Source organism: Brevundimonas sp. GN22, from assembly GCF_054824005.1.
Window position 1 is genome coordinate 22,395 of record NZ_JSYD01000079.1, and the last position, 18,163, is coordinate 40,557.

Below are 18,163 nucleotides of genomic sequence, written 5' to 3' on the forward strand. Positions count from 1 at the left end.
GGGCCACCCCACCGGGCGGCCCTTTTCTCTTGTCCGGTCACTCTCAGCCAACGCTGTAGAAGGTCGGAGCCCCCGGTCCCACCGGCAGACCCAGACCAAACACCCAGACGAAGAACAGTATCGTCCAGGCGATGGTGAAGAAGATCGAATACGGCAGCATCATCGCGATCATTGTGCCGATCCCGACCTTCTTGTCGTATCGAACCGCCCACGCGAGGATCAGGCCGAAATAGCTCATCATCGGGGTGATGATGTTGGTGGTGGAATCACCGATCCGGTAAGCGGCCTGAATCAGCTCCGGCGAATAACCCAGCAGCATCAGCATCGGCACGAAGATCGGGGCCGTCATCGCCCACTGCGCCGAAGCCGAGCCGATCATCAGGTTCACAAGACAGCAGATCAGGATGAAACCGATGAAGATCACCGGACCGGTCAGCCCCATGGCCTGAAGCGTCTGCGCCCCCTTCACCGCCGTGATCGAGCCGATGTTGGACCAGTTGAAGAAGGCCACGAACTGGGCAGCAAAGAAGATAATTACCAGATACAGGCCCAGCGAGCTCATGGCCTTGGCCATACCGTCGATGACGTCGCGGTCGTTCTTCACCGTTCCGACGACCTTGCCATAGGCCCAGCCCATGGCGAGGAAGAAGATGAAAATCCAGACGGCAAACCCGCTGAAGAACGGCGAACGCATCGCGTCCCCCGTCTCGGGATCACGAAGGACACCCCACGACGGCACCACCGTCAAAAGCATCACCGCCAGCACGCCCATCAGTACCAGCCCCGTAACCTTCAGGCCCTTCTTCTCGACCGGCGTGAGGGGATCGGCAGTCGCACCGGCCAGCGCGGTCGGGTCTGCGTCTTCGACATTATAGGCCCCGAGTTTCGGCTCGACGATATAGGTGCTGACCGCCCAACCCACGACCGTCACCATCACGGTCGACACCACCATAAAGTACCAGTTCCCAGTCGCCGTGACGGAATAGGTCGGATCGATCAGCCGAGCCGCCTCTTCGGTGATACCGGCCAGCAGCGGATCGATGGTCCCGATCAGCAGGTTCGCGGAATAGCCACCCGAAACACCGGCAAACGCCGCCGCCATACCCGCCAATGGGTGACGCCCGAGCGAATAATAGACCACGCCCGCCAGCGGGATCAGGACCACATAGCCCAACTCCGATGCCGTGTTGGACATCACGCCCGCAAACACGATGACGACGGTGACCATATTCTTGGACGCCCCCAGCACCATGCCTCGCACCGCCGCGGACAGCACTCCAGATTTTTCCGCCACCCCGATCCCCAGCATGGCCGTCAGCACCACACCCAGCGGCGCGAAGCTGGTGAAGTTGGTGACCAGACCGCTGAAGATTCGGCGAACGCCATCGGCGCTTAGCAGCGAGACCGCACGGATCATGCCGTCATCGGCACGCCCCGAAGCCCCCGCAGGGCGAGGGTCTTCAACTGCCACTCCCAGATATCCAAACAGGCCGGAAAGCAGGACCATACCCGCCGCCAACAAGAAGAACAGCGTCACAGGATGAGGCAACAGATTGCCCAGCCATTCCACCGTATCCAAAAAGCGTGTGAAGGCATTGCGCTTGGCAACGGCCTGTTCGGGCGCGGGCTGAGGGTCCGTCATACGAAGTCCTTATCGGGTTGAACTTTAGGCCCGCCCTCCCCTGCAAGGTACGGATACAACAGATATTCAACCGCAGGGTTTTGTCTGGCAACGACGCGCAGGTGCACATGATGTCGCGCCCCCGCGCCATTCCCGCTTGGGTCACAGCCATCAACGGCACTAGACTGCGGCGACATCCCACGTGCCCTCGTGCGTATCCCTGCCGGAGAACAAGTTCATGAACGTCAAAGCCTATGGCGCAACTGCCGCCAACCGTCCGGTCGAAGCCATCGAAATCCCGCGCCGCGAGGTCGGTACCCACGATGTCCAGATCGAGATCGATTACTGCGGCATCTGCCACTCGGACCTGCACACCGTACGCGGCGAATGGGGTGCGGTGAAATTCCCCTGCGTGCCGGGCCACGAAATCGTTGGCCGTGTGTCTGCTGTCGGTGCCTCGGTCAGCCGCTTTAAAGAAGGCGACGTTGTCGGCGTCGGCTGCATGGTCGACAGCTGCAAGCATTGCCATTCGTGCGACGACGGCTTGGAGCAGTATTGCGAAAACGGCATGGTCGGCACCTACGATTCCAAGACCGCCGATGCCCCGGGCCACACCTTGGGGGGCTATTCGCAACGGATCGTCGTGAAGGACGACTTCGTCCTGAAAATCACCCACCCGAGCGAGCAACTGGCCGCTGTTGCCCCGCTGCTGTGCGCCGGCGTGACCACGTGGTCGCCGCTGCGTCACTGGAAGGTCGGTCCGGGCCAGAAGGTCGGCGTCGTCGGCATCGGTGGCCTTGGCCACATGGGCGTCAAACTGGCCCACGCACTGGGCGCACACGTTGTTGCCTTCACCACCTCCGAATCCAAGGTTCAGGCCGCGCTCGATCTGGGCGCTGACGAAGTAGTCGTGTCCAAGGACAAGGACCAGATGAAGGCCCACAGCCGCAGCTTCGACTTCATCCTGAACACTGTCGCCGCCAGCCATGATCTCGATGCCTTCACCAAGCTGCTGAAGGTCAATGGCACCATGTGCCTCGTCGGTGTGCCGGAACACGCACACCCGTCGCCCAGCGTCGGCGTCCTGATCGGCGGTCGCCGCTCGATCGCCGGTTCGCTGATCGGCGGCATCAAGGAAACGCAGGAGATGCTCGATTTCTGTGCCGAAAAAGGCATCACCTCCGAAATCGAACTGATCCGCGCCGAGCAGATCGAGGAAGCCTATGAGCGCATGCTGAAGTCGGACGTCAAATACCGCTTCGTCATCGACAACAGCACCATGTGATCGGACGCAGACGTCGAAAAGCAAAAGGCCCGCCGGAGCGATCCGGCGGGCCTTTCTTTATGTCGCTCTGATCGGTGGATCAGAAATACTCGGCGTTGGCGGGGCACTGTGCCGACAGGCGGCGGGCCGTGATGGTAGCCGGAATATAGGGGGTACCGCGCGTCAGCTGGGCTCCGCCGTTAAAGCGGAACGATTCCGGCTGATAGGTGCCGCTCAGGCGCACATTCACGCGGCGGTTCTTGCGGTCGGTGCAGACGCCCTGGAAGCGCGCATTACCGCCAGACGCCTCGCGCACCGAATAGGTGCACTGCCATTTGCGCGTCGACATGCCGCCGAAGAAGCGGTTGATCTCGGAAGGTCGTACACACTTCTGTTCGGTATCGCGCACACCAAGCACGCTGGTGGTGTATTCCCAATAGCCGGGAAGCACCTGGCTCTGCGAGCCCTGAGCCTGCGGCGACGAAGCCGGTGCCGCCAACAGAACAGCACCCGCAACAAACGGCAGCGTCACCGCAGCCAGGCGAAATCCCTTGGCCGGAGCAATGGAAGCGGTTTTGATTTTTGAACGGCTCATCATAGGCTCCGATATAGTGATACGGGTTTGAACGGCGGGTGAACGGGTTCGATCCCTCATATTTATCGCCAGATTCTGCTTTCAAGTCCGACTCCGGCCCAGACTCGGGTTGACGGGAAGTGAGTCCTTCCTCTATACGGCCCCCTCTCGCGTGGGCCTCCAAGCCTGACGCGCAACCTGTTTTCATGCGTCCGCAATGTTTGCGCGGATGTGACCTTGAGGATCTTAAGATGTCGCGTCGTTGCGAACTCACGGGTATCGGCCCGATGGTCGGCCACAATGTGAGCCACTCGAACATCAAGACCAAGCGTCGTTTCCTGCCGTCCCTGAAGACGGTCAAGGTGACCTCGGACGCTCTGGGCCAAACCTTCTCCCTGCGTATCTCGAACGCTGCCCTGCGCACGCTCGACTACAAGGGTGGTCTGGACGCTTTCATCGTGAAGGCTCGCGATGAAAAGCTGTCGGCTGATGCCCTGCGCATCAAGCGTCAGGTCAAGGCCAAGCTGGCTGAACAAGCCGCTGCCTAATCAGCCCTGCTGATTTGAAGTTCTGGAAGAGGCCGGTGGAAACACCGGCCTTTTTCTTTTGCCCATACGCCCGTAAAGCTCGTCGTTATCCAGCCTCCAGTGGACTTTGACGATGACCCTGCGCCGCCGCCTCACCTCCTCCTGCTGTGCCGTTATGGCGACGGCGTTGACCCTATCGGCGGCAAGCGCGTGGGCCCAGAGCGCCACGACAACCGATTTCACCCTGTCCAGCGGCACACCCCGCACACCTGAACAGGAAGCCGTCCGGTTCGACGCTGCCAATCTGGCATTCGATATCAAGCCCGACACCAAGACCGTTCAGGCCCACGCCCGCCTCGATTTCACGGCCACCGCGCCTGTCGCGTCCATCGTGCTCGAACTGGACACCCGATTCTCCATCGACGGCATCCAGGTCGGCGACCAGAGCATCGATAACTGGACCAACCCCGAGGGCCGCCTGACCATCCCGCTTCCAGAATCGCTGGACGCTGGAGAATCGGTCATCGTCAACATTGCCTATGGCGGCTCGCCACACCCTGCAAAACGCGCCCCGTGGGACGGCGGCTGGGTCTGGAGCGAGTCAGGTGGCAAGCCGTGGATCGCCACGGCCGTTCAGGGCGAAGGCTGTGACCTGATCTGGCCCTGCATCGACCACCCGATGGGCGAGCCTGGCCGCGTGGACATGCACATCACCGTGCCCAAGGGCCTGTCCGCGCCCGCCAATGGCCGCCTGATCAACAAGACCGAGCACGGCGACGGGTCAACGACGTGGAACTGGTCCACGCGCGATCCCGACACCTATGCCATCACGCTGAACGTCGGCCCCTATCAGGAACTGTCGGGCCAGTATCAAAGCCGTTACGGCAACAGTATCCCGTTGAACTTATGGGCCCTCGACAGCGTCCCGCCCGAAAAGGCCCAAGGGTTGTTCAACCAGCTCCCGTCCATGCTCGCCTTCTTCGAGGAATGGGTCGGCCCCTACCCCTTCGCCGACGAGAAACTGGGCGTCGTCGAGACCCCCCATCTGGGCATGGAGCACCAGACCATCAACGCCTATGGCAATGGCTATAAGCTGGACGGCAAGGGCTATGACTGGCTGCTGCAACACGAACTGGCGCACGAATGGTTCGGCAACCAGCTGACCAATGTGTCGTGGGACGACATGTGGCTGCACGAAGGTTTCGGCACCTATATGCAGCCGCTCTACGCCTATTGGCTGAACGGCGAGCGCGCCATGCAGGCGGAGCTGGAAACCATGCGCCGCACACTGGCCAACCAACACCCATTGGTGTCAGGCGAACCTCAGGCCGCGGGCACAGTCTATAAGGCCGCCACCGGCCCCGCGTTGGACCTGTATTACAAGGGCGCGCTGATCGCCCACACCCTGCGCCTCTACATCGGCGACGAGGCTTTCAAACAGTCCTTGCGCCGTCTGGTCTATGATCGCGCCGATCCTCAGCCCGGCAATTTCAAGCCCGTTTACCGCACCACCGCCGACTACATCGCCATCGTCAACGACATCACCGGCAAGGACATGGGATGGTTCTTCGAAGCCTATCTGTATCACGCTGCCCTGCCCGATCTGGTCATGACGCGTCTTGGCGATCAGGTCCGCCTGACGTGGCAGACAGGCTCCGATCAGCCCTTCAACATGCCCGTGGACGTCGAGATCGACGGCGTCACCCGCACGCTGGAAATGCAGGACGGCACCGTCGTCTTCGGTGCCGCTGAGAACGCGCACATCATCCTTGATCCTAAATCCAAGGTTCTGCGCCGCCTGCCCTATATCGAGGAGTGGAAGGCCACCGCCCGCTGACGAAAAAGGCTCCGCAGCCAAACTACGGAGCCAAGGTTTCGGGAGAAGCGGAAGGGGTCGCTTTTCCTAGTATTTCACCGTCAGTTGCAGCCCCACGGTGCGCGGCATGTTGAAGTTGCCATAGTCACCGAAGGTCGGACGGTTGGACGGGTCGCGGCGGTACACAAACGTCTTGTCCAGCAGGTTGCGCGACCACAGGGCCACTTCCATGCTCGGACCACCCAGCTTGGTAGGAATATCGGCGATAGCGACACGGCCATTCACGATGAAGGAGCTGTCGTTCTGCACGTCGAACTGCTCGAAGCTGTAGCTGGCGTCTGCATAGTTGGCGTCGAGGTGGGCCTTCAGCGTCGCCCCCATGAACGGCGATTCCCAGTCGGCGGCGAAGTTGGCAGCATTCTCGGGCGTATAGGCGATGAACACCTTCTGCATATTGCCCGTGAACGGGTTGGCAGTGTCCGGCACCTGAGCATCCGTATAGGTATAGGATGCCGACAGACGCAGGTTATCCGTGGCCTGGAACAGGCCTTCCAGCTCAAGCCCGCGGATCTTGGTGGTGCCCGGCGCATTGACCGTTTCCAGCGTGTTGCGGGTGCCAGTGATCAGGCTGAAGTCCAACTGGCTGTCGGTGCGGTCCATCGCATAGAGGGCCGCATTCAGGCGCACACGGTTGTCGAACAGATCGCTCTTTACGCCCACCTCATAGGCCTCGACCTCTTCCGGATCGAAGGAACGATAGGTCAACGAGCGCGACGATGCACCACCGGCACGATAGCCGGTCGAGTATTTGGCATAGACGCTGACGTTCTCGCTCGCCTCATAGGCCACCGTCACCAGCGGATCGAAGCGCTCGACCGAGGAGGCAAAGTGCAGTTCGCCTGCGACGCCGTTCACAACCGGCAGCGCATTGTTGACGATCTCCAGCGTGCCGTCCTTGTCATCCCAGGTGAAACGACCACCGACCGTCAGGTGCAGGGCGTCATTGAGGATGTTCGGCGTCCACGTCGCTTGACCATAGATGGCCTTGGATTCCGAATGGGCGGTCGAGGCGCGGTCGATAAAGCGCGAACCTCGCAGCGTCGGCGTGGGGTCCAGAATGGTGTAGCCCGTACCGTCCGCGTTCCAGCGGTTGGTCGTCGGGGTCGCGGCATCGTCCGACACGGTTTCCTTGAAGTAGTACAGGCCCGCGACGTACTCGATGCGGTCACCGATGTTACCGACGGCCTGCAGTTCCTGACTGAACTGGTGCTGCCAGAAGCCAGCCAACGAGTAGCGGCTGAAGTTGGCGTTCGGACCTACGACCGGCGGACGGTGCGCGCCGCCGATGTTGTCCCACTGGTCCACATCCAGATCGCGGTAAGCGGTGATGGAGCGGATTTCCAGATTGTCGCTCGGACGCCACGACAGGTGCAGGTCGATGCCACGCGTGTCGTTGATGTTCCACTGCTGCGGCACACCGATGTCGGCCATACGCATACGCTCCTCGCCCTCAACCTCGACCAGCGGTGACAGGTCACGGATGCTGCCCGACGGGATCGAGGCGGAGGTGAACGGCACCACCGGCAGGTTGAAATAGTTCCAGTTCAGCAACTGGCTATAGAAGGGGGTGTTCTTGTCCTTGCTGATGTCCGCCGCCAGCGTAGCGGTGAAGGTATCGCTCGGCGTCCAGCGCACCTGACCACGCAGGCCGCGACGGTCATATTCACCAAAGCCCTGCTCGCCCGACAGACGGTTTTTGGTCACCGGACCCTGTACCGAGATCACGCCATCCAGCTTGACGGCGAAGTCGCCGAACGCCGGAAAATCGACGTGAACTTCGGAGTTATAGGAATCCAGATTGCCGACACCGGCCACGGCCCGCAGACCAAACTCGCCCGTTGGCTTCTTGGTGATCAGCGACAGGGCACCGCCTTCGGTATTACGCCCAAACAGCGTGCCTTGCGGACCCTTCAGCACTTCCACGCGGTCGATGTCCAGTAGCGCCGCGGCCAGACCGTGCTGACGTGCCAGATAGACGCCGTCGATATAGACACCGACGCCCTGTTCACGGGCGGGCTGGTTCGCATCGTTCGGCACGATGCCGCGAATGCCGACCGTCAAAGCCGACTGGCGCGCTTCAAAGGTCGTGATGCGCAGACCCGGCACGCTGCCATCCGACAGGTCCATCAGGCTTTGCACATTGCGGTTGGTCAGGTCTTCGGACGAGGCCACCGAGATCGAGATCGGCGTGTCTTGTAGGTTGGTCGCGCGCTTGGTGGCGGTCACCACAATATCGGACAGCCGCGACGGACCCTCGCTATCGGCCGGCGAGACCGGTACCGGCTCTTCATTGTTGTCCGCAGCCAGAACCGGCGCCGCCATAGCCAAAGAAAGGGCCGTCACCGAGACAGCCGCCATCAAACGTTTCATCGCATATCCCTCGTCTCGCGCATCCGGCGTCGAGCGAGAGGCGGTCTAACGAGGGTTTGCGAATGAGAGACGACCGATCGGCGGCACCAAAAATACAGTTTGGATTCAGGCTCGCGACGATCCTTCCGCAACCGGATCAATCGTCATAAAGCGGCGATGTTACAGCCTAGACGCCGCTCGTAACGCGCTTCACTGTGACGTTGCCACTATCTTTCCGAGGGGGATTACATGCGACACTTGTCCGGCCTGATCGGCACGGCGGCTCTGGCCTTCTCCGTGGCCCTGCCCGCATCGGCACAAACCGCTCTGCCCACTCTGGAAAAGCCGTCGCAGGTTCTGTTCTGGTCTCAAGAGGCCCGCGAGGCCGGCTTTCGCGCCATGGACCGCATCGTGCCCCATCGGGTGATCAAGGCCGGTCCCCATGCCCGTGAACTGCCGCAGGGCACACCACTGTCTCTCGACGTCGACGCCTATATGCAGGCCGAGCACACGGCGGGGATATTGGTGCTGCAAGATGGCCGCGTGCGGTTTGAACGCTATGGCCTCGACTTTGGACCGGAAGGCCGCTGGACCTCCTTCTCGGTCGCCAAATCCCTGACTTCGACCCTCGTTGGTGCCGCCATCGCCGACGGCTATATCGAAAGCCTCGAAACCCCGATCATGCGCTATCTGCCCGAACTGGAGGGCAGCGCATATGACGGCGTCACCGTGCGCCAGTTGCTGACCATGACCTCGGGGGCTGACTGGAATGAAGACTACACCGACCCCAATGCCGACGTAGCCCGCTTCTTCGAGCCGCACGAGACGGACGGCATGGACCCGACGCTCCATTACATGCGCCAACTGAAACGCGCCGCAGAGCCGGGCTCGCGCTGGCACTATTCCACGGGCGAAACCAATCTGGTCGGCGTCCTGCTTACCCGCGCCACGGGCAAGCCGCTGGCCGACTATCTGTCCGAAAAGCTTTGGGGTCCCTACGGCATGGAGCAGGACGCGGGCTGGATGATCGACGCCGTAGGCCAAGAAGCCAGCGGCTGCTGCGTGATGGCCTCCCTTCGCGACTGGGGCCGCGTGGGCCAGTTCATCCTCGACGGCGGAAAGATCGGCGACAGCGACGTCTTGCCCGAAGGCTGGCTGGAACAAGCCACCACCAAACAGGCCGACATCGGTGAACCCGTCGAAGGCTACGGCTTCCAATGGTGGACGCACGATAACGGCCGCTTCGGCGCCTACGGCATCTTCGGCCAATCGATCACCATCGACCCTAACCGCCGCACCGTCGTCGTCATCCTGTCCGCATGGCCCACCGCGACCGGACGCTCGCCCCAGCGTAGCCGCCTGCTCCAGCAGGTCGCCGCCGCCGTGGACGCATCACCTCAAGCCTCCAGCGCCACATCCCAATAGAGGTAGTCGAGCCAGCTCTTATGCAGGGTGTGGGGCGGGAACTTCCGTCCGGCCTGCTGAAGCTGCCATGCGGTCGGGCGTTCGACTTTGCGGCGTAGCGGCATGTGCGCCTGAAGCGGGGTGCGACCGCCCTTCTTCAGATTACACGGCCCGCAGGCGGTGACGATATTCTTCCACGATGTCACCCCGCCCTGCGACCTCGGCAGAACGTGGTCAAAGGTCAGGTCCTGTGACGTGCCCGGCTGTCCGCAATACTGACAGCTAAAACCGTCGCGCAGGAACAGATTGAACCGCGTAAACGCAGGACTACGGTCCTGATCAATATAGGATTTGAGGCAGACCACACTGGGCAGCTGCATTTCCATGGAGGGGCTTCGCACCACCTTGTCATAGGTAGCCACCACCTCGACCCTGTCCTGCCACACGGCTTTGATGACCTCTTCCCACGACCATAGCGACAGCGGGAAATAGGAAAGAGGCCGGAAGTCGGCATTCAACACGAGGGCCGGAAACCCCGAGGGCGCACCAGTCAGCACCTGCATCGCGCAGGCCCTCCGACACAGCAAACTATCGACGCAAGAGGACTGAAGACACTTCTCCTTCCCTTGTCAGGACGAAGAAAGTTAAACCTGATTCCCTGCAATCACCATGACTGAAAGATCATGGTTCTTTTACAGCAAAGCTTCAGAAGCGTTGCGGGGTGCTGGGGAATGCCGGAAGACTCCAGCCCTTGAGGATCGCACCGGCCCGCAGGGCCAGACCCGCGGCAATGGCCAAAAGCACCGCGACCACCGTCGGAAGATTGATAGCCTTAAGCGCCACAAACAGCGTCGCCGAGAGTAAGGCCGCAGTGATGTACAACTCGCGGCGCAGCAGGATCGACGGTTGGTGCGCCAGCACATCACGCACGATACCGCCGAACGAGGCCGTAAGCGCGCCCATAACAATGCAAATCAGCGGAGCCGCGCCATAGGACGCTGCCTTGGCCGCACCCAGCACCCCATAGGCTGCCAATCCGATCGCATCCAGCCAAAGCAGGGCCCGAAAGCGCCACGTACGCGCACCGATCACCCATACGCCCAGCGCCGCGCCCAGACAGATGGCGATGTACCACCAGTCCTTGACCCAGAAGACCGGCGCACCGATCAACAGATCGCGCACCGTCCCCCCGCCCACGCCCGTAAGGGCGGCGAAGAAGGCGAAGGTCACCAGATCATGCTTCTGACGTGCAGCGGCCAGCGCACCGGTCGCGGCAAACACAGCCACACCCGCGAAATCCAGCAGGGGCAGTACATTTTCCGGTCGCGCCAGTTCGGCCGTCGCAGTCAGCGGTGTCACATCGATCCTCCGGCGCGGGCCACATCTGCGCCAACCCCATCCATAACACGACCTTTGCGTTTGTCCTGCCTCGCCAAAGGTTTGCTATGGTTCGAGCGTGATCTCGCCGCGCTTCACCGCACCATACCAGTGCCACAGCATCTGAGCGGCTACGGACCGATACGGCTGCCACCCCTCCGACACCTTATAGAAGTCGCGCTCTTTCAACCGCGCCTCCTGCCGGTCGGCCCAGCGCCACGCCTCCTGCAATGCCACATCGCCTGCCGGAAACACGTCCATACGGCCCTCGCAGAACATCAGGAACGTTTCCGCCGTCCACCGCCCGACACCCTTGATCGCCGTCAGTGCAGCCACAGCTTGCGCATCATCCAGACGCTCCAGATGGTCGAAATCGATCCGTCCGTCGCTATGCGCCCGCGCAATCTCGTGGGCATAGCGCGCCTTTTGTCCGGAAAGCCCAAAGCTCCGCAGCACCTCGACGTCCAGCGCCAGGACCCGCTCGGGCGAAATCTCCCCCAGCCCCTCGCCGACCCGACGCCAGATCGAGGCCGCCGCCGCCACCGACACCTGTTGCTCCACGATCATCCGGAACAGCCCCTCGAACCCACCGGTCCGCAGCCGCCACGCCATCGGCGGCGTCTGGCTATGGATCACAGCCAAGCGGGCATCCATGACCGCCAGGGCCTCGCGCGCCGACGCCATGTGCACGGTAAGGGCTTCGGCCTTTTGCAAATCCGTTTCGCTCATTGGCACACCATGGTTCACCGCGTGCGCGATGCACAGACCCAAACTCGACACCCACCCCGCGCAAGACTAGCTTGGCCAGCGTGTTTGCCACCCGATTTGCCCCCTCTCCGACCGGCCGCCTGCATAAAGGCCATGCCTTTTCCGCGCTGACCGCCCGCCAAGCCGCTTCCGAAGCGGGCGGGCGATTTGTGCTGCGGATCGAGGATATCGACCCCACCCGTTGCAAGCCTGCCTTCGAAGACGGCATCTATGAAGACCTGCAATGGCTGGGTCTGGACTGGGAGCACTCGGTCCGGCGGCAGTCCGATCATCTGGACGACTACGCAGGGGCGGTCGAGAACCTGCGACAACGCGGACTGGTCTATCGCTGCTTCCGGACCCGTAAAGAGATTCTGGACACCATCGGCCACGCCCCGCATGGCGCTGCCGAAGCCGTCCGCCCCGGCCCACACCCACAAGATGAAGAGGCCGAACTGCTAAGGGCCGGAAGGCCGTTCGCATGGCGACTGTCTCTGGATGCCGCGCGTGACACACTGGGCGGCGCAGCGTGGGACAGCCTTTCCTTCTTCGAGGAAGGCCAAGGGCCGCAGGGCGAGATTGGTCGCATCAAGGCCCGCCCCGAGACGGCCGGCGACGTCGTTCTGGCGCGAAAGGATGCCGGAGCCGCCTATCATCTGGCCGCCGTTCACGATGATGCCTTGCAGGGGATGACCCACATTATACGCGGGGTCGATCTGTTCGAAGCCACCCACATCCAGCGGCTGATCCAGAGCCTGTTCGGCTGGCCGGAACCAATCTACCGCCACCACCGCCTGCTGACGAGTCCAGACGGCAGACGCTATGCCAAACGCGATGGATCGGTCACCCTGCAAGCCCTGCGCGAAGGCGGCATGACCGCCGAGGATCTGCGCGCCGAGATCGGTTTCTAGCGGGCACAAAAAAACGCGGAGGACCAAAAGGTCTTCCGCGTTTTCCTGAACCTTTAGGTCCGGGAGCCGGGGTTCTTAGAGAACCTTCAGTTCCACAGCAGCGGTTTTGCCGCGCTGGTTTTCGAGTTCGTACTCGACCTTGGTGTTGTCATCCAGGCCAGCAAGGCCGGCCTTTTGGACAGCAGTGATGTGGACGAAAACGTCCGAACCACCGTCATCAGGTTGGATGAAGCCATAACCCTTGGTCGGGTTGAACCACTTGACCGTGCCGGTCGCCATGTTGCGTCTCCATTGAACGCGTTTTCCAGTCGAATTCCCCGAAGAGAACCCGTCAGTCCATCTGGACAACCTCGTTCGACTAAGGAGCGAGACGCGAGTTTGGACCTCACGCGATATCCGGACTGCGCAAACGTTGTCCCTTGCTATTCGCAAACGGTCAACTGAAATGATTCCGTTATTTCAACTTGCCGCGGCCGCAGAGATCATTTCGCTCATAAGCGCAGAGCAGGCTTCTCCGCCGTGTTCGGCATCGTTCGCCACAGACACAAAGGCGAGTTTTTTCGCCGGAGCCATAACAACGGTCGCAAACCACATCGTATTGGAACCGTTATGTAATACAGCCGGACCGCCCGCCCAGGCCCTTGATCCGGGTGCCATCCAGCCCAAGGCATACTGCTCGCCATCCAGCGGAGTGAGCAGCCGCGACAAACTGTCCTGCGACAGCCAGCCCGCCGTCATCATGGCGTTCAGGAACCGTCCATAGTCGGCCAATCCCATATGGATGGTTCCCGCCGGACCCATCACCGCAGGATTGTCTGAACCCGCACTTTCAGGGTTCACCGGTTTGAGCTGTGCACCATGCCCCCACGGCTGTTCTCCCTGCGGCGCGCCACAGCCCGCCGTCACCATGCCGAGCGGGGCGAAAACCTCGCTGCGCATCAGCTCTTCCCACGGTTGTCCGCTCAGCCCCTCCATGAGCGCGCCCACCAATATGTAGTTGGCGTTTCCATAGGTATAGGTTCCCCGAGGACCGTTCGGAGGTGCCGCAAGAACCGCCTGCACCAACTCGCGCCGCTGAACCGGAAGGGGCTGTGGCTTCATCCGCGAAGCCATCAACCAGAGCGGCGTGATGTAGGTGTCGTCATAAAGCCCTGCGCGGTGACGCATGAAATCGTCGACACTGCGATCCGACCACCCCGCATGAATGGCCATCCCCGGATAGGCAGCCTCCACAGCGCGGGGCAGCGGCATGTCCCACGCGGCCTTGCCCTGCTCCACCAGTCGCGCCCATAGCGCCGCCGTCATGGCCTTACCGTTGGAGCCGAGATGCCAGCGGTCGTCTTGGGTCACGGCAGCCTCACCATCGGCGCGCCGCAAGCCTTTGGCCCCTTGCCAAAGCGTCTGCCCGTCCTTCCAGACCCGTCCCGCCAGCGCCACAGGCTTGGCTGCTTCGAACGCCCGTTCGAGCCCTGCCTCAAATGGTGACGCAGCCGCCTGCGCCCGCGCAAATGCAGGCATCACCCCCGTCATGGAAGCCGAAGCCCCCGCGACAAGAAACACGCGGCGATCTGGGCCAACAGAGGCAGCAACGGTTCGGGCTTGGTCGGTGTTTTGCATATCGCCATGCTTGACCCTCGTCGCAGATAAGCAAAGTTACGAGCGTGTAATGCGGCAAATCACAGCGGTTTTGGCCCTGTCCCCAATGCGAGAAGCGAGACGCCATGTCCAAAGACTATGAAGCCCAGTTGGAAGCCCTTCAGGTCCAAATCGTCGAGATCCAAGCGGCAGGCATCGAACAGGGCCGCAAGACGCTGATCATCTTTGAAGGTCGCGATGCGGCGGGCAAGGACGGCGCGATCAAACGCCTGACCGAGAATATGGCCCCGCGCTTGACCCGCGTGGTCGCCCTGCCCAAGCCCACAGAGCGTGAAAGCAGCCAGTGGTACTTCCAACGTTACGTCCCGCACCTGCCGGCGGCGGGCGAGACAGTCATCTTCAACCGCTCATGGTACAACCGCGCCGGCGTCGAACCCGTAATGGGCTTCTGCACGCCGCAACAGCACGCCGACTTCCTGCGCGACGTCGAGGACTTCGAGCGCCTGCTGGCCAACTCGGGTATCACCATCATCAAGCTGTGGTTGGACATCAGCCGCGAGGAACAGGCCAAACGCCTGTCCGAACGAGAAAGCGACCCGATCAAACGCTTTAAAGTCTCGCCCATGGACAAGGAGGCTCAAGCGCGCTGGGACCTCTATTCCAAGGCCCGCGACGAAATGCTGACCAAGACCAGCTTCGACTTCGCCCCTTGGACAGCGATTAAAACCGACAAGAAAAAGACGGCGCGTCTCAACATCATCCGCCACATCCTGCATGCCGCCGCCCAGTCCCCCATAAAGGTGGACAAGCCGGACAGCGATGTCGTCCTGTCGGCAAAGTCAGCCAAGGGCAAGCTGAACCCCTGACCGCCATTGTAGTCATCAGTCTTCGCCGCGGCCTTCGATCTCGGTGACGGCGGGGGCCGTCGTCTTGCTGGGCTGGCCGGTCAGACCGCCCAGCAGGCTGCTGATCTGGTCGGTCGGACCAGTACCCAGTGCTGCACTGGCTTCCAGCTTGGACGCCCGCTCCCGCAGGGCTGCCATCATCTCTAGGCGCGGATCATCTGCGGGCAGGTGATCGGCGTGAACCTTGCCGCGCTTCAACTCTTCGAGCAGCTCAGCGAAACGCTCCTGATTAAGCGACTCGCCCTGTTCGAACAGGTTGATGGCTTCCTCCAGCGCTTCCTCCCACGAGCGTTCGTCGTTTGCATTCGCCGGGGTCTGGGGCGTAGTCAGAGTATCAGCCATTTCAGCGTCTCCATCGTAGCATCGTCCCCGACACGCTGGCGGGAACTCTCCTATTCGAAATGGGCGCAGCCGCTGTCCGGTTCCGTCCTCAACGCGGAGTTAACCCCTATGGCCCAGCTTGGTTTGCACAACCCTGTTTGCCCCAGCACAGTGAAAGGTCGCCGATGTCCACCATCCTGACCCAGAACTACCGCCGCCCGCGCGATCACTTCCAGCCGGAAGACATGGACCCGCAGGACCAGCGTCGGCTACGCGGCTTGCTGGAACAGATCGACTACACCGCCTGGCTGGCAAACCGCGAGGTCATCGGCCAGATGCTGGGCGAGGCCGATCCCGTCCATTTCGAAAAGCTGGCCGTCATGACGGCACAGGCCCGCGCGCGCTGGGCGGCTGAAGCTCTGCGCCTCAGCCAGTCGGGCTCGCCAGCCACACCCGATCAGGTGGCGCGACTGTCCTCGGCCCGCCTTGCCTATGAAGAACTGGCCGAGGCCTATGAAGCCCTTCGCCGGATGGTCGAGCGGGGCTATGTGCCACTCAAGCCAGCCCCGCCGCCGCCGGTTTAGTCCAGTCTCGTCGGTCGCGTGACGACAGGCGCGTTTGGATCGGTTTCCGGCGGACGCGCTGCGGTGGGCGGCGGCCCCTGAACAACGGGCGGCGTATCGGCCTCCACAGGCGGCGTGACCACCACGACCGGAGCGGTGCTCTGGGGTGCCGGACGCGTCTGGGCCACAGGCGCAGTCGTGCGTGATGGCTCTGCAGGTGCAGGCCGGGGCCTTGCAGCGGCTTCACGCGCGGGAGCAGTCGTAGCGCGAGCCGGTGCGGCCGGTGCACGAGGCGCAGCAACGGGCGGGGTCGAGGTCGCAGCAACATCCGCTACCACAGGCGCTTCCACAGGCGCTTCGGCAGGCAGTTCCACCGGCGCGGTTGCTGTCTCCTCTCGTGCCGTCACCGGCGGAGCGGGCGTTTCAGTCACAGTGGCCGGTTCGCGATTGAACCACACCACCGCTGCCACGCCCGCGGCGAGCGCAATCGCGCCCACAGCCACCCAAGTCCCGATCCCGCGCTTGCCTTTAACTGACGATGGTGCCGCAGCAATCACCGGCTCGGGGGAAGACACGACCGGTTCGTTCAGGACATCGCGCGCTTCCGGCACAGCAGTCGCCACGGGTGCAGCGACCACAGGAGCCTCTGCTGCGGGCGCAGTCGTCACAGGTTCGGACGCCTTCGGCTTGGTGGGCGGCGGCGGAACCAGAGTATTGCCGAATATGCCGGAGTCGTTGGCCTGCGGGACCGCACCCTTGCTCTCGCTCACAGAAGGCTTGGGCGACGGGACGTTGGAGAACCCACCCATGCCTGCACCTGCAGCCGCAGACCCCGTCACGCGTGGCGTGGCGGACTGGGTGCGCGGGGGCTGCGGATGGGGCGGCATGGCCATCAGACGCGCCAGCCCCTCATCTCTCGGCAGAGGTCCGGCCCGGAACGTGACCTGGGGAGGACGTCCCCATACGACACGGCCCTTCTGGAATGTCCCTTCGCCGACGGCAGGAATACGCGCCGGCGGCGGCACAGACTGGCCCTCGCGCGGGGTGTTTTCGACGGGTGGCGTTGACGCTTTGGACGACATACGAACTCCAGCATCCTAGATCGAACGATCAGGACATCAGCACATGGGGACAAATCTATGGCCTGACGATGCCTGTTTCACATCACCTGCACAGGCCCTTCGCCTATCCGATAAAATCACGGTTGGGCGAACAGTCCAACAAGTCTGGTTCACTACACAACCGGCGCAATCCAATATCTGTGCGGTGCCATTGTTGACGTAAGGTCGCCTATTAACTTTACCCAACGTCATACAAATCGACCCGAGACTGTGCAGTTTTCGGGAACAATGGACCAATGCGGCCTTTCGAGCAGTTGACCCGCGCCCCCATGCCGTTCATCAACAAAGAAAATATTCAATGGGGAAAGGCTGCGCACTCATGGGTATGGTGGCGAACATCAAGAGCGAAATCCGCTTTCTGGGAGGGCTTGTACGCCTCCTGAAGCGCATCAAGCCGATCGCTCTGGATAGTGATGTTCTGATCTGCGACGACATCGAAGAAGCCGTCGACAAATACCCGGATAACATCTGCGTAGAAGACGAGACCCGTCGCCTGACCTACCGCGAGTTCGAAGCGCTCGCGAACCGTTACGCCAACTGGGCCGCCAGCCGTAACCTCAAGCGTGGCGACACCATCGCCCTGCTGATGCACAACCGTGTTGAATACGTGGCGGCATGGTTCGGCTTCTCCAAGGTCGGCGTGGCAACGGCCCTGATCAACAACAACCTCAACGGTTCGGCTCTGGCCCACTGCCTGAACATTTCGGGCGCGTTCAACGTCGTCACCGACGAAGACTGCTGGCAGGCCGCCGAGGACAGCCGCGGTTTGATCGACCGCGACATCATGCTGTGGGTTCTGGGTCTGGGCGAAGAGAACGAGACCAACACCCGCCGCGACTTCGACAATGCCGTCCGCAGCGCCTCGTCGGTCCGTCCGGATCGCGGCCTGCGCAAGGGCCTGACCAACCGCGATACCGCGCTCTACATCTACACCTCGGGCACCACCGGCCTGCCAAAGGCCGCGCGCATCCCGCACTCGCGTGCCCGCACCTATATGCGCGCCTTCG

General features: G+C 62.1%; 18 protein-coding genes. 8 read left to right on the forward strand and 10 right to left on the reverse strand.

Annotated features, from left to right (window positions below; all coding sequences use genetic code 11):
- Positions 1 to 43 precede the first annotated feature (43 nt).
- On the reverse strand, positions 44 to 1,642 hold the full coding sequence (locus OB03_RS11480) for an AbgT family transporter (RefSeq protein ID WP_461344213.1): 1,599 nt from the start codon (positions 1,640 to 1,642) through the stop codon (positions 44 to 46).
- Between the two features lie 217 nt (positions 1,643 to 1,859).
- Here OB03_RS11480 and OB03_RS11485 point away from each other — a divergent pair, with 217 nt between their 5' ends.
- Positions 1,860 to 2,906: an NAD(P)-dependent alcohol dehydrogenase gene (locus tag OB03_RS11485; RefSeq protein WP_461344214.1), complete on the forward strand. Its 1,047-nt coding sequence runs from the start codon at positions 1,860 to 1,862 to the stop codon at positions 2,904 to 2,906.
- A 79-nt stretch (positions 2,907 to 2,985) separates the two neighbouring features.
- On the opposite strand, the gene OB03_RS11490 is transcribed toward OB03_RS11485, so the two are convergent.
- Entirely contained in the window at positions 2,986 to 3,480 is a 495-nt protein-coding gene (locus tag OB03_RS11490; RefSeq protein ID WP_461344215.1) for a DUF3617 domain-containing protein, read from the reverse strand.
- 230 nt (positions 3,481 to 3,710) lie between these two features.
- Between OB03_RS11490 and rpmB the strand changes: the two genes are divergently transcribed.
- Entirely contained in the window at positions 3,711 to 4,007 is a 297-nt protein-coding gene (gene rpmB / locus OB03_RS11495; RefSeq protein WP_242914687.1) for a 50S ribosomal protein L28, read from the forward strand.
- 112 nt (positions 4,008 to 4,119) lie between these two features.
- Complete coding sequence (locus tag OB03_RS11500) at positions 4,120 to 5,823, forward strand: M1 family metallopeptidase (protein WP_461344216.1); 1,704 nt, start codon at positions 4,120 to 4,122, stop codon at positions 5,821 to 5,823.
- A 66-nt stretch (positions 5,824 to 5,889) separates the two neighbouring features.
- On the opposite strand, the gene OB03_RS11505 is transcribed toward OB03_RS11500, so the two are convergent.
- On the reverse strand, positions 5,890 to 8,232 hold the full coding sequence (locus OB03_RS11505; RefSeq protein ID WP_461344217.1) for a TonB-dependent receptor: 2,343 nt from the start codon (positions 8,230 to 8,232) through the stop codon (positions 5,890 to 5,892).
- A gap of 228 nt (positions 8,233 to 8,460) precedes the next feature.
- On the opposite strand from OB03_RS11505, the gene OB03_RS11510 reads away from it, so the two are divergent.
- Positions 8,461 to 9,636, forward strand: a complete 1,176-nt coding sequence (locus tag OB03_RS11510) for a serine hydrolase domain-containing protein (protein WP_242914682.1) — start codon at positions 8,461 to 8,463, stop codon at positions 9,634 to 9,636.
- Here OB03_RS11510 and OB03_RS11515 read toward each other — a convergent pair.
- The 3 genes from OB03_RS11515 to OB03_RS11525 form a co-directional block, all read right to left on the reverse strand.
- Positions 9,609 to 10,178, reverse strand: coding sequence for an HNH endonuclease (locus tag OB03_RS11515; protein WP_242914680.1), 570 nt, complete (start codon positions 10,176 to 10,178; stop codon positions 9,609 to 9,611). The genes OB03_RS11510 and OB03_RS11515 overlap by 28 nt on opposite strands.
- 142 nt (positions 10,179 to 10,320) lie before the next feature.
- Positions 10,321 to 10,974, reverse strand: a complete 654-nt coding sequence (locus tag OB03_RS11520; protein WP_461344218.1) for a trimeric intracellular cation channel family protein — start codon at positions 10,972 to 10,974, stop codon at positions 10,321 to 10,323.
- An 84-nt stretch (positions 10,975 to 11,058) separates the two neighbouring features.
- Entirely contained in the window at positions 11,059 to 11,721 is a 663-nt protein-coding gene (locus tag OB03_RS11525) for a DNA-3-methyladenine glycosylase family protein (protein WP_461344219.1), read from the reverse strand.
- Between the two features lie 80 nt (positions 11,722 to 11,801).
- On the opposite strand from OB03_RS11525, the gene gluQRS reads away from it, so the two are divergent.
- Positions 11,802 to 12,650, forward strand: coding sequence for a tRNA glutamyl-Q(34) synthetase GluQRS (gene gluQRS, locus OB03_RS11530; RefSeq protein WP_461344225.1), 849 nt, complete (start codon positions 11,802 to 11,804; stop codon positions 12,648 to 12,650).
- A gap of 75 nt (positions 12,651 to 12,725) precedes the next feature.
- On the opposite strand, the gene OB03_RS11535 is transcribed toward gluQRS, so the two are convergent.
- Together OB03_RS11535 and OB03_RS11540 are read right to left on the reverse strand one after the other, a co-directional pair.
- Complete coding sequence (locus OB03_RS11535) at positions 12,726 to 12,929, reverse strand: cold-shock protein (RefSeq protein ID WP_242914672.1); 204 nt, start codon at positions 12,927 to 12,929, stop codon at positions 12,726 to 12,728.
- 180 nt (positions 12,930 to 13,109) lie between these two features.
- Entirely contained in the window at positions 13,110 to 14,267 is a 1,158-nt protein-coding gene (locus OB03_RS11540) for a serine hydrolase domain-containing protein (protein ID WP_242914670.1), read from the reverse strand.
- A 104-nt stretch (positions 14,268 to 14,371) separates the two neighbouring features.
- Between OB03_RS11540 and ppk2 the strand changes: the two genes are divergently transcribed.
- Positions 14,372 to 15,112, forward strand: coding sequence for a polyphosphate kinase 2 (gene ppk2, locus OB03_RS11545; protein ID WP_242914669.1), 741 nt, complete (start codon positions 14,372 to 14,374; stop codon positions 15,110 to 15,112).
- A 15-nt stretch (positions 15,113 to 15,127) separates the two neighbouring features.
- Here ppk2 and OB03_RS11550 read toward each other — a convergent pair whose 3' ends face one another.
- The gene (locus OB03_RS11550; RefSeq protein ID WP_461344220.1) at positions 15,128 to 15,493 is read right to left on the reverse strand and encodes a hypothetical protein; all 366 of its coding nucleotides are present in this window, start codon (positions 15,491 to 15,493) and stop codon (positions 15,128 to 15,130) included.
- A gap of 164 nt (positions 15,494 to 15,657) precedes the next feature.
- Between OB03_RS11550 and OB03_RS11555 the strand changes: the two genes are divergently transcribed.
- Positions 15,658 to 16,056, forward strand: a complete 399-nt coding sequence (locus OB03_RS11555) for a hypothetical protein (protein ID WP_242914665.1) — start codon at positions 15,658 to 15,660, stop codon at positions 16,054 to 16,056.
- Here OB03_RS11555 and OB03_RS11560 read toward each other — a convergent pair.
- On the reverse strand, positions 16,053 to 17,117 hold the full coding sequence (locus OB03_RS11560) for a hypothetical protein (protein ID WP_461344221.1): 1,065 nt from the start codon (positions 17,115 to 17,117) through the stop codon (positions 16,053 to 16,055). The two genes, OB03_RS11555 and OB03_RS11560, sit on opposite strands and share 4 nt — an antisense overlap.
- 337 nt (positions 17,118 to 17,454) lie before the next feature.
- Here OB03_RS11560 and OB03_RS11565 point away from each other — a divergent pair.
- Positions 17,455 to 18,163: AMP-binding protein (locus OB03_RS11565; RefSeq protein WP_461344222.1), on the forward strand; the 709-nt coding region annotated here is incomplete at its 3' end.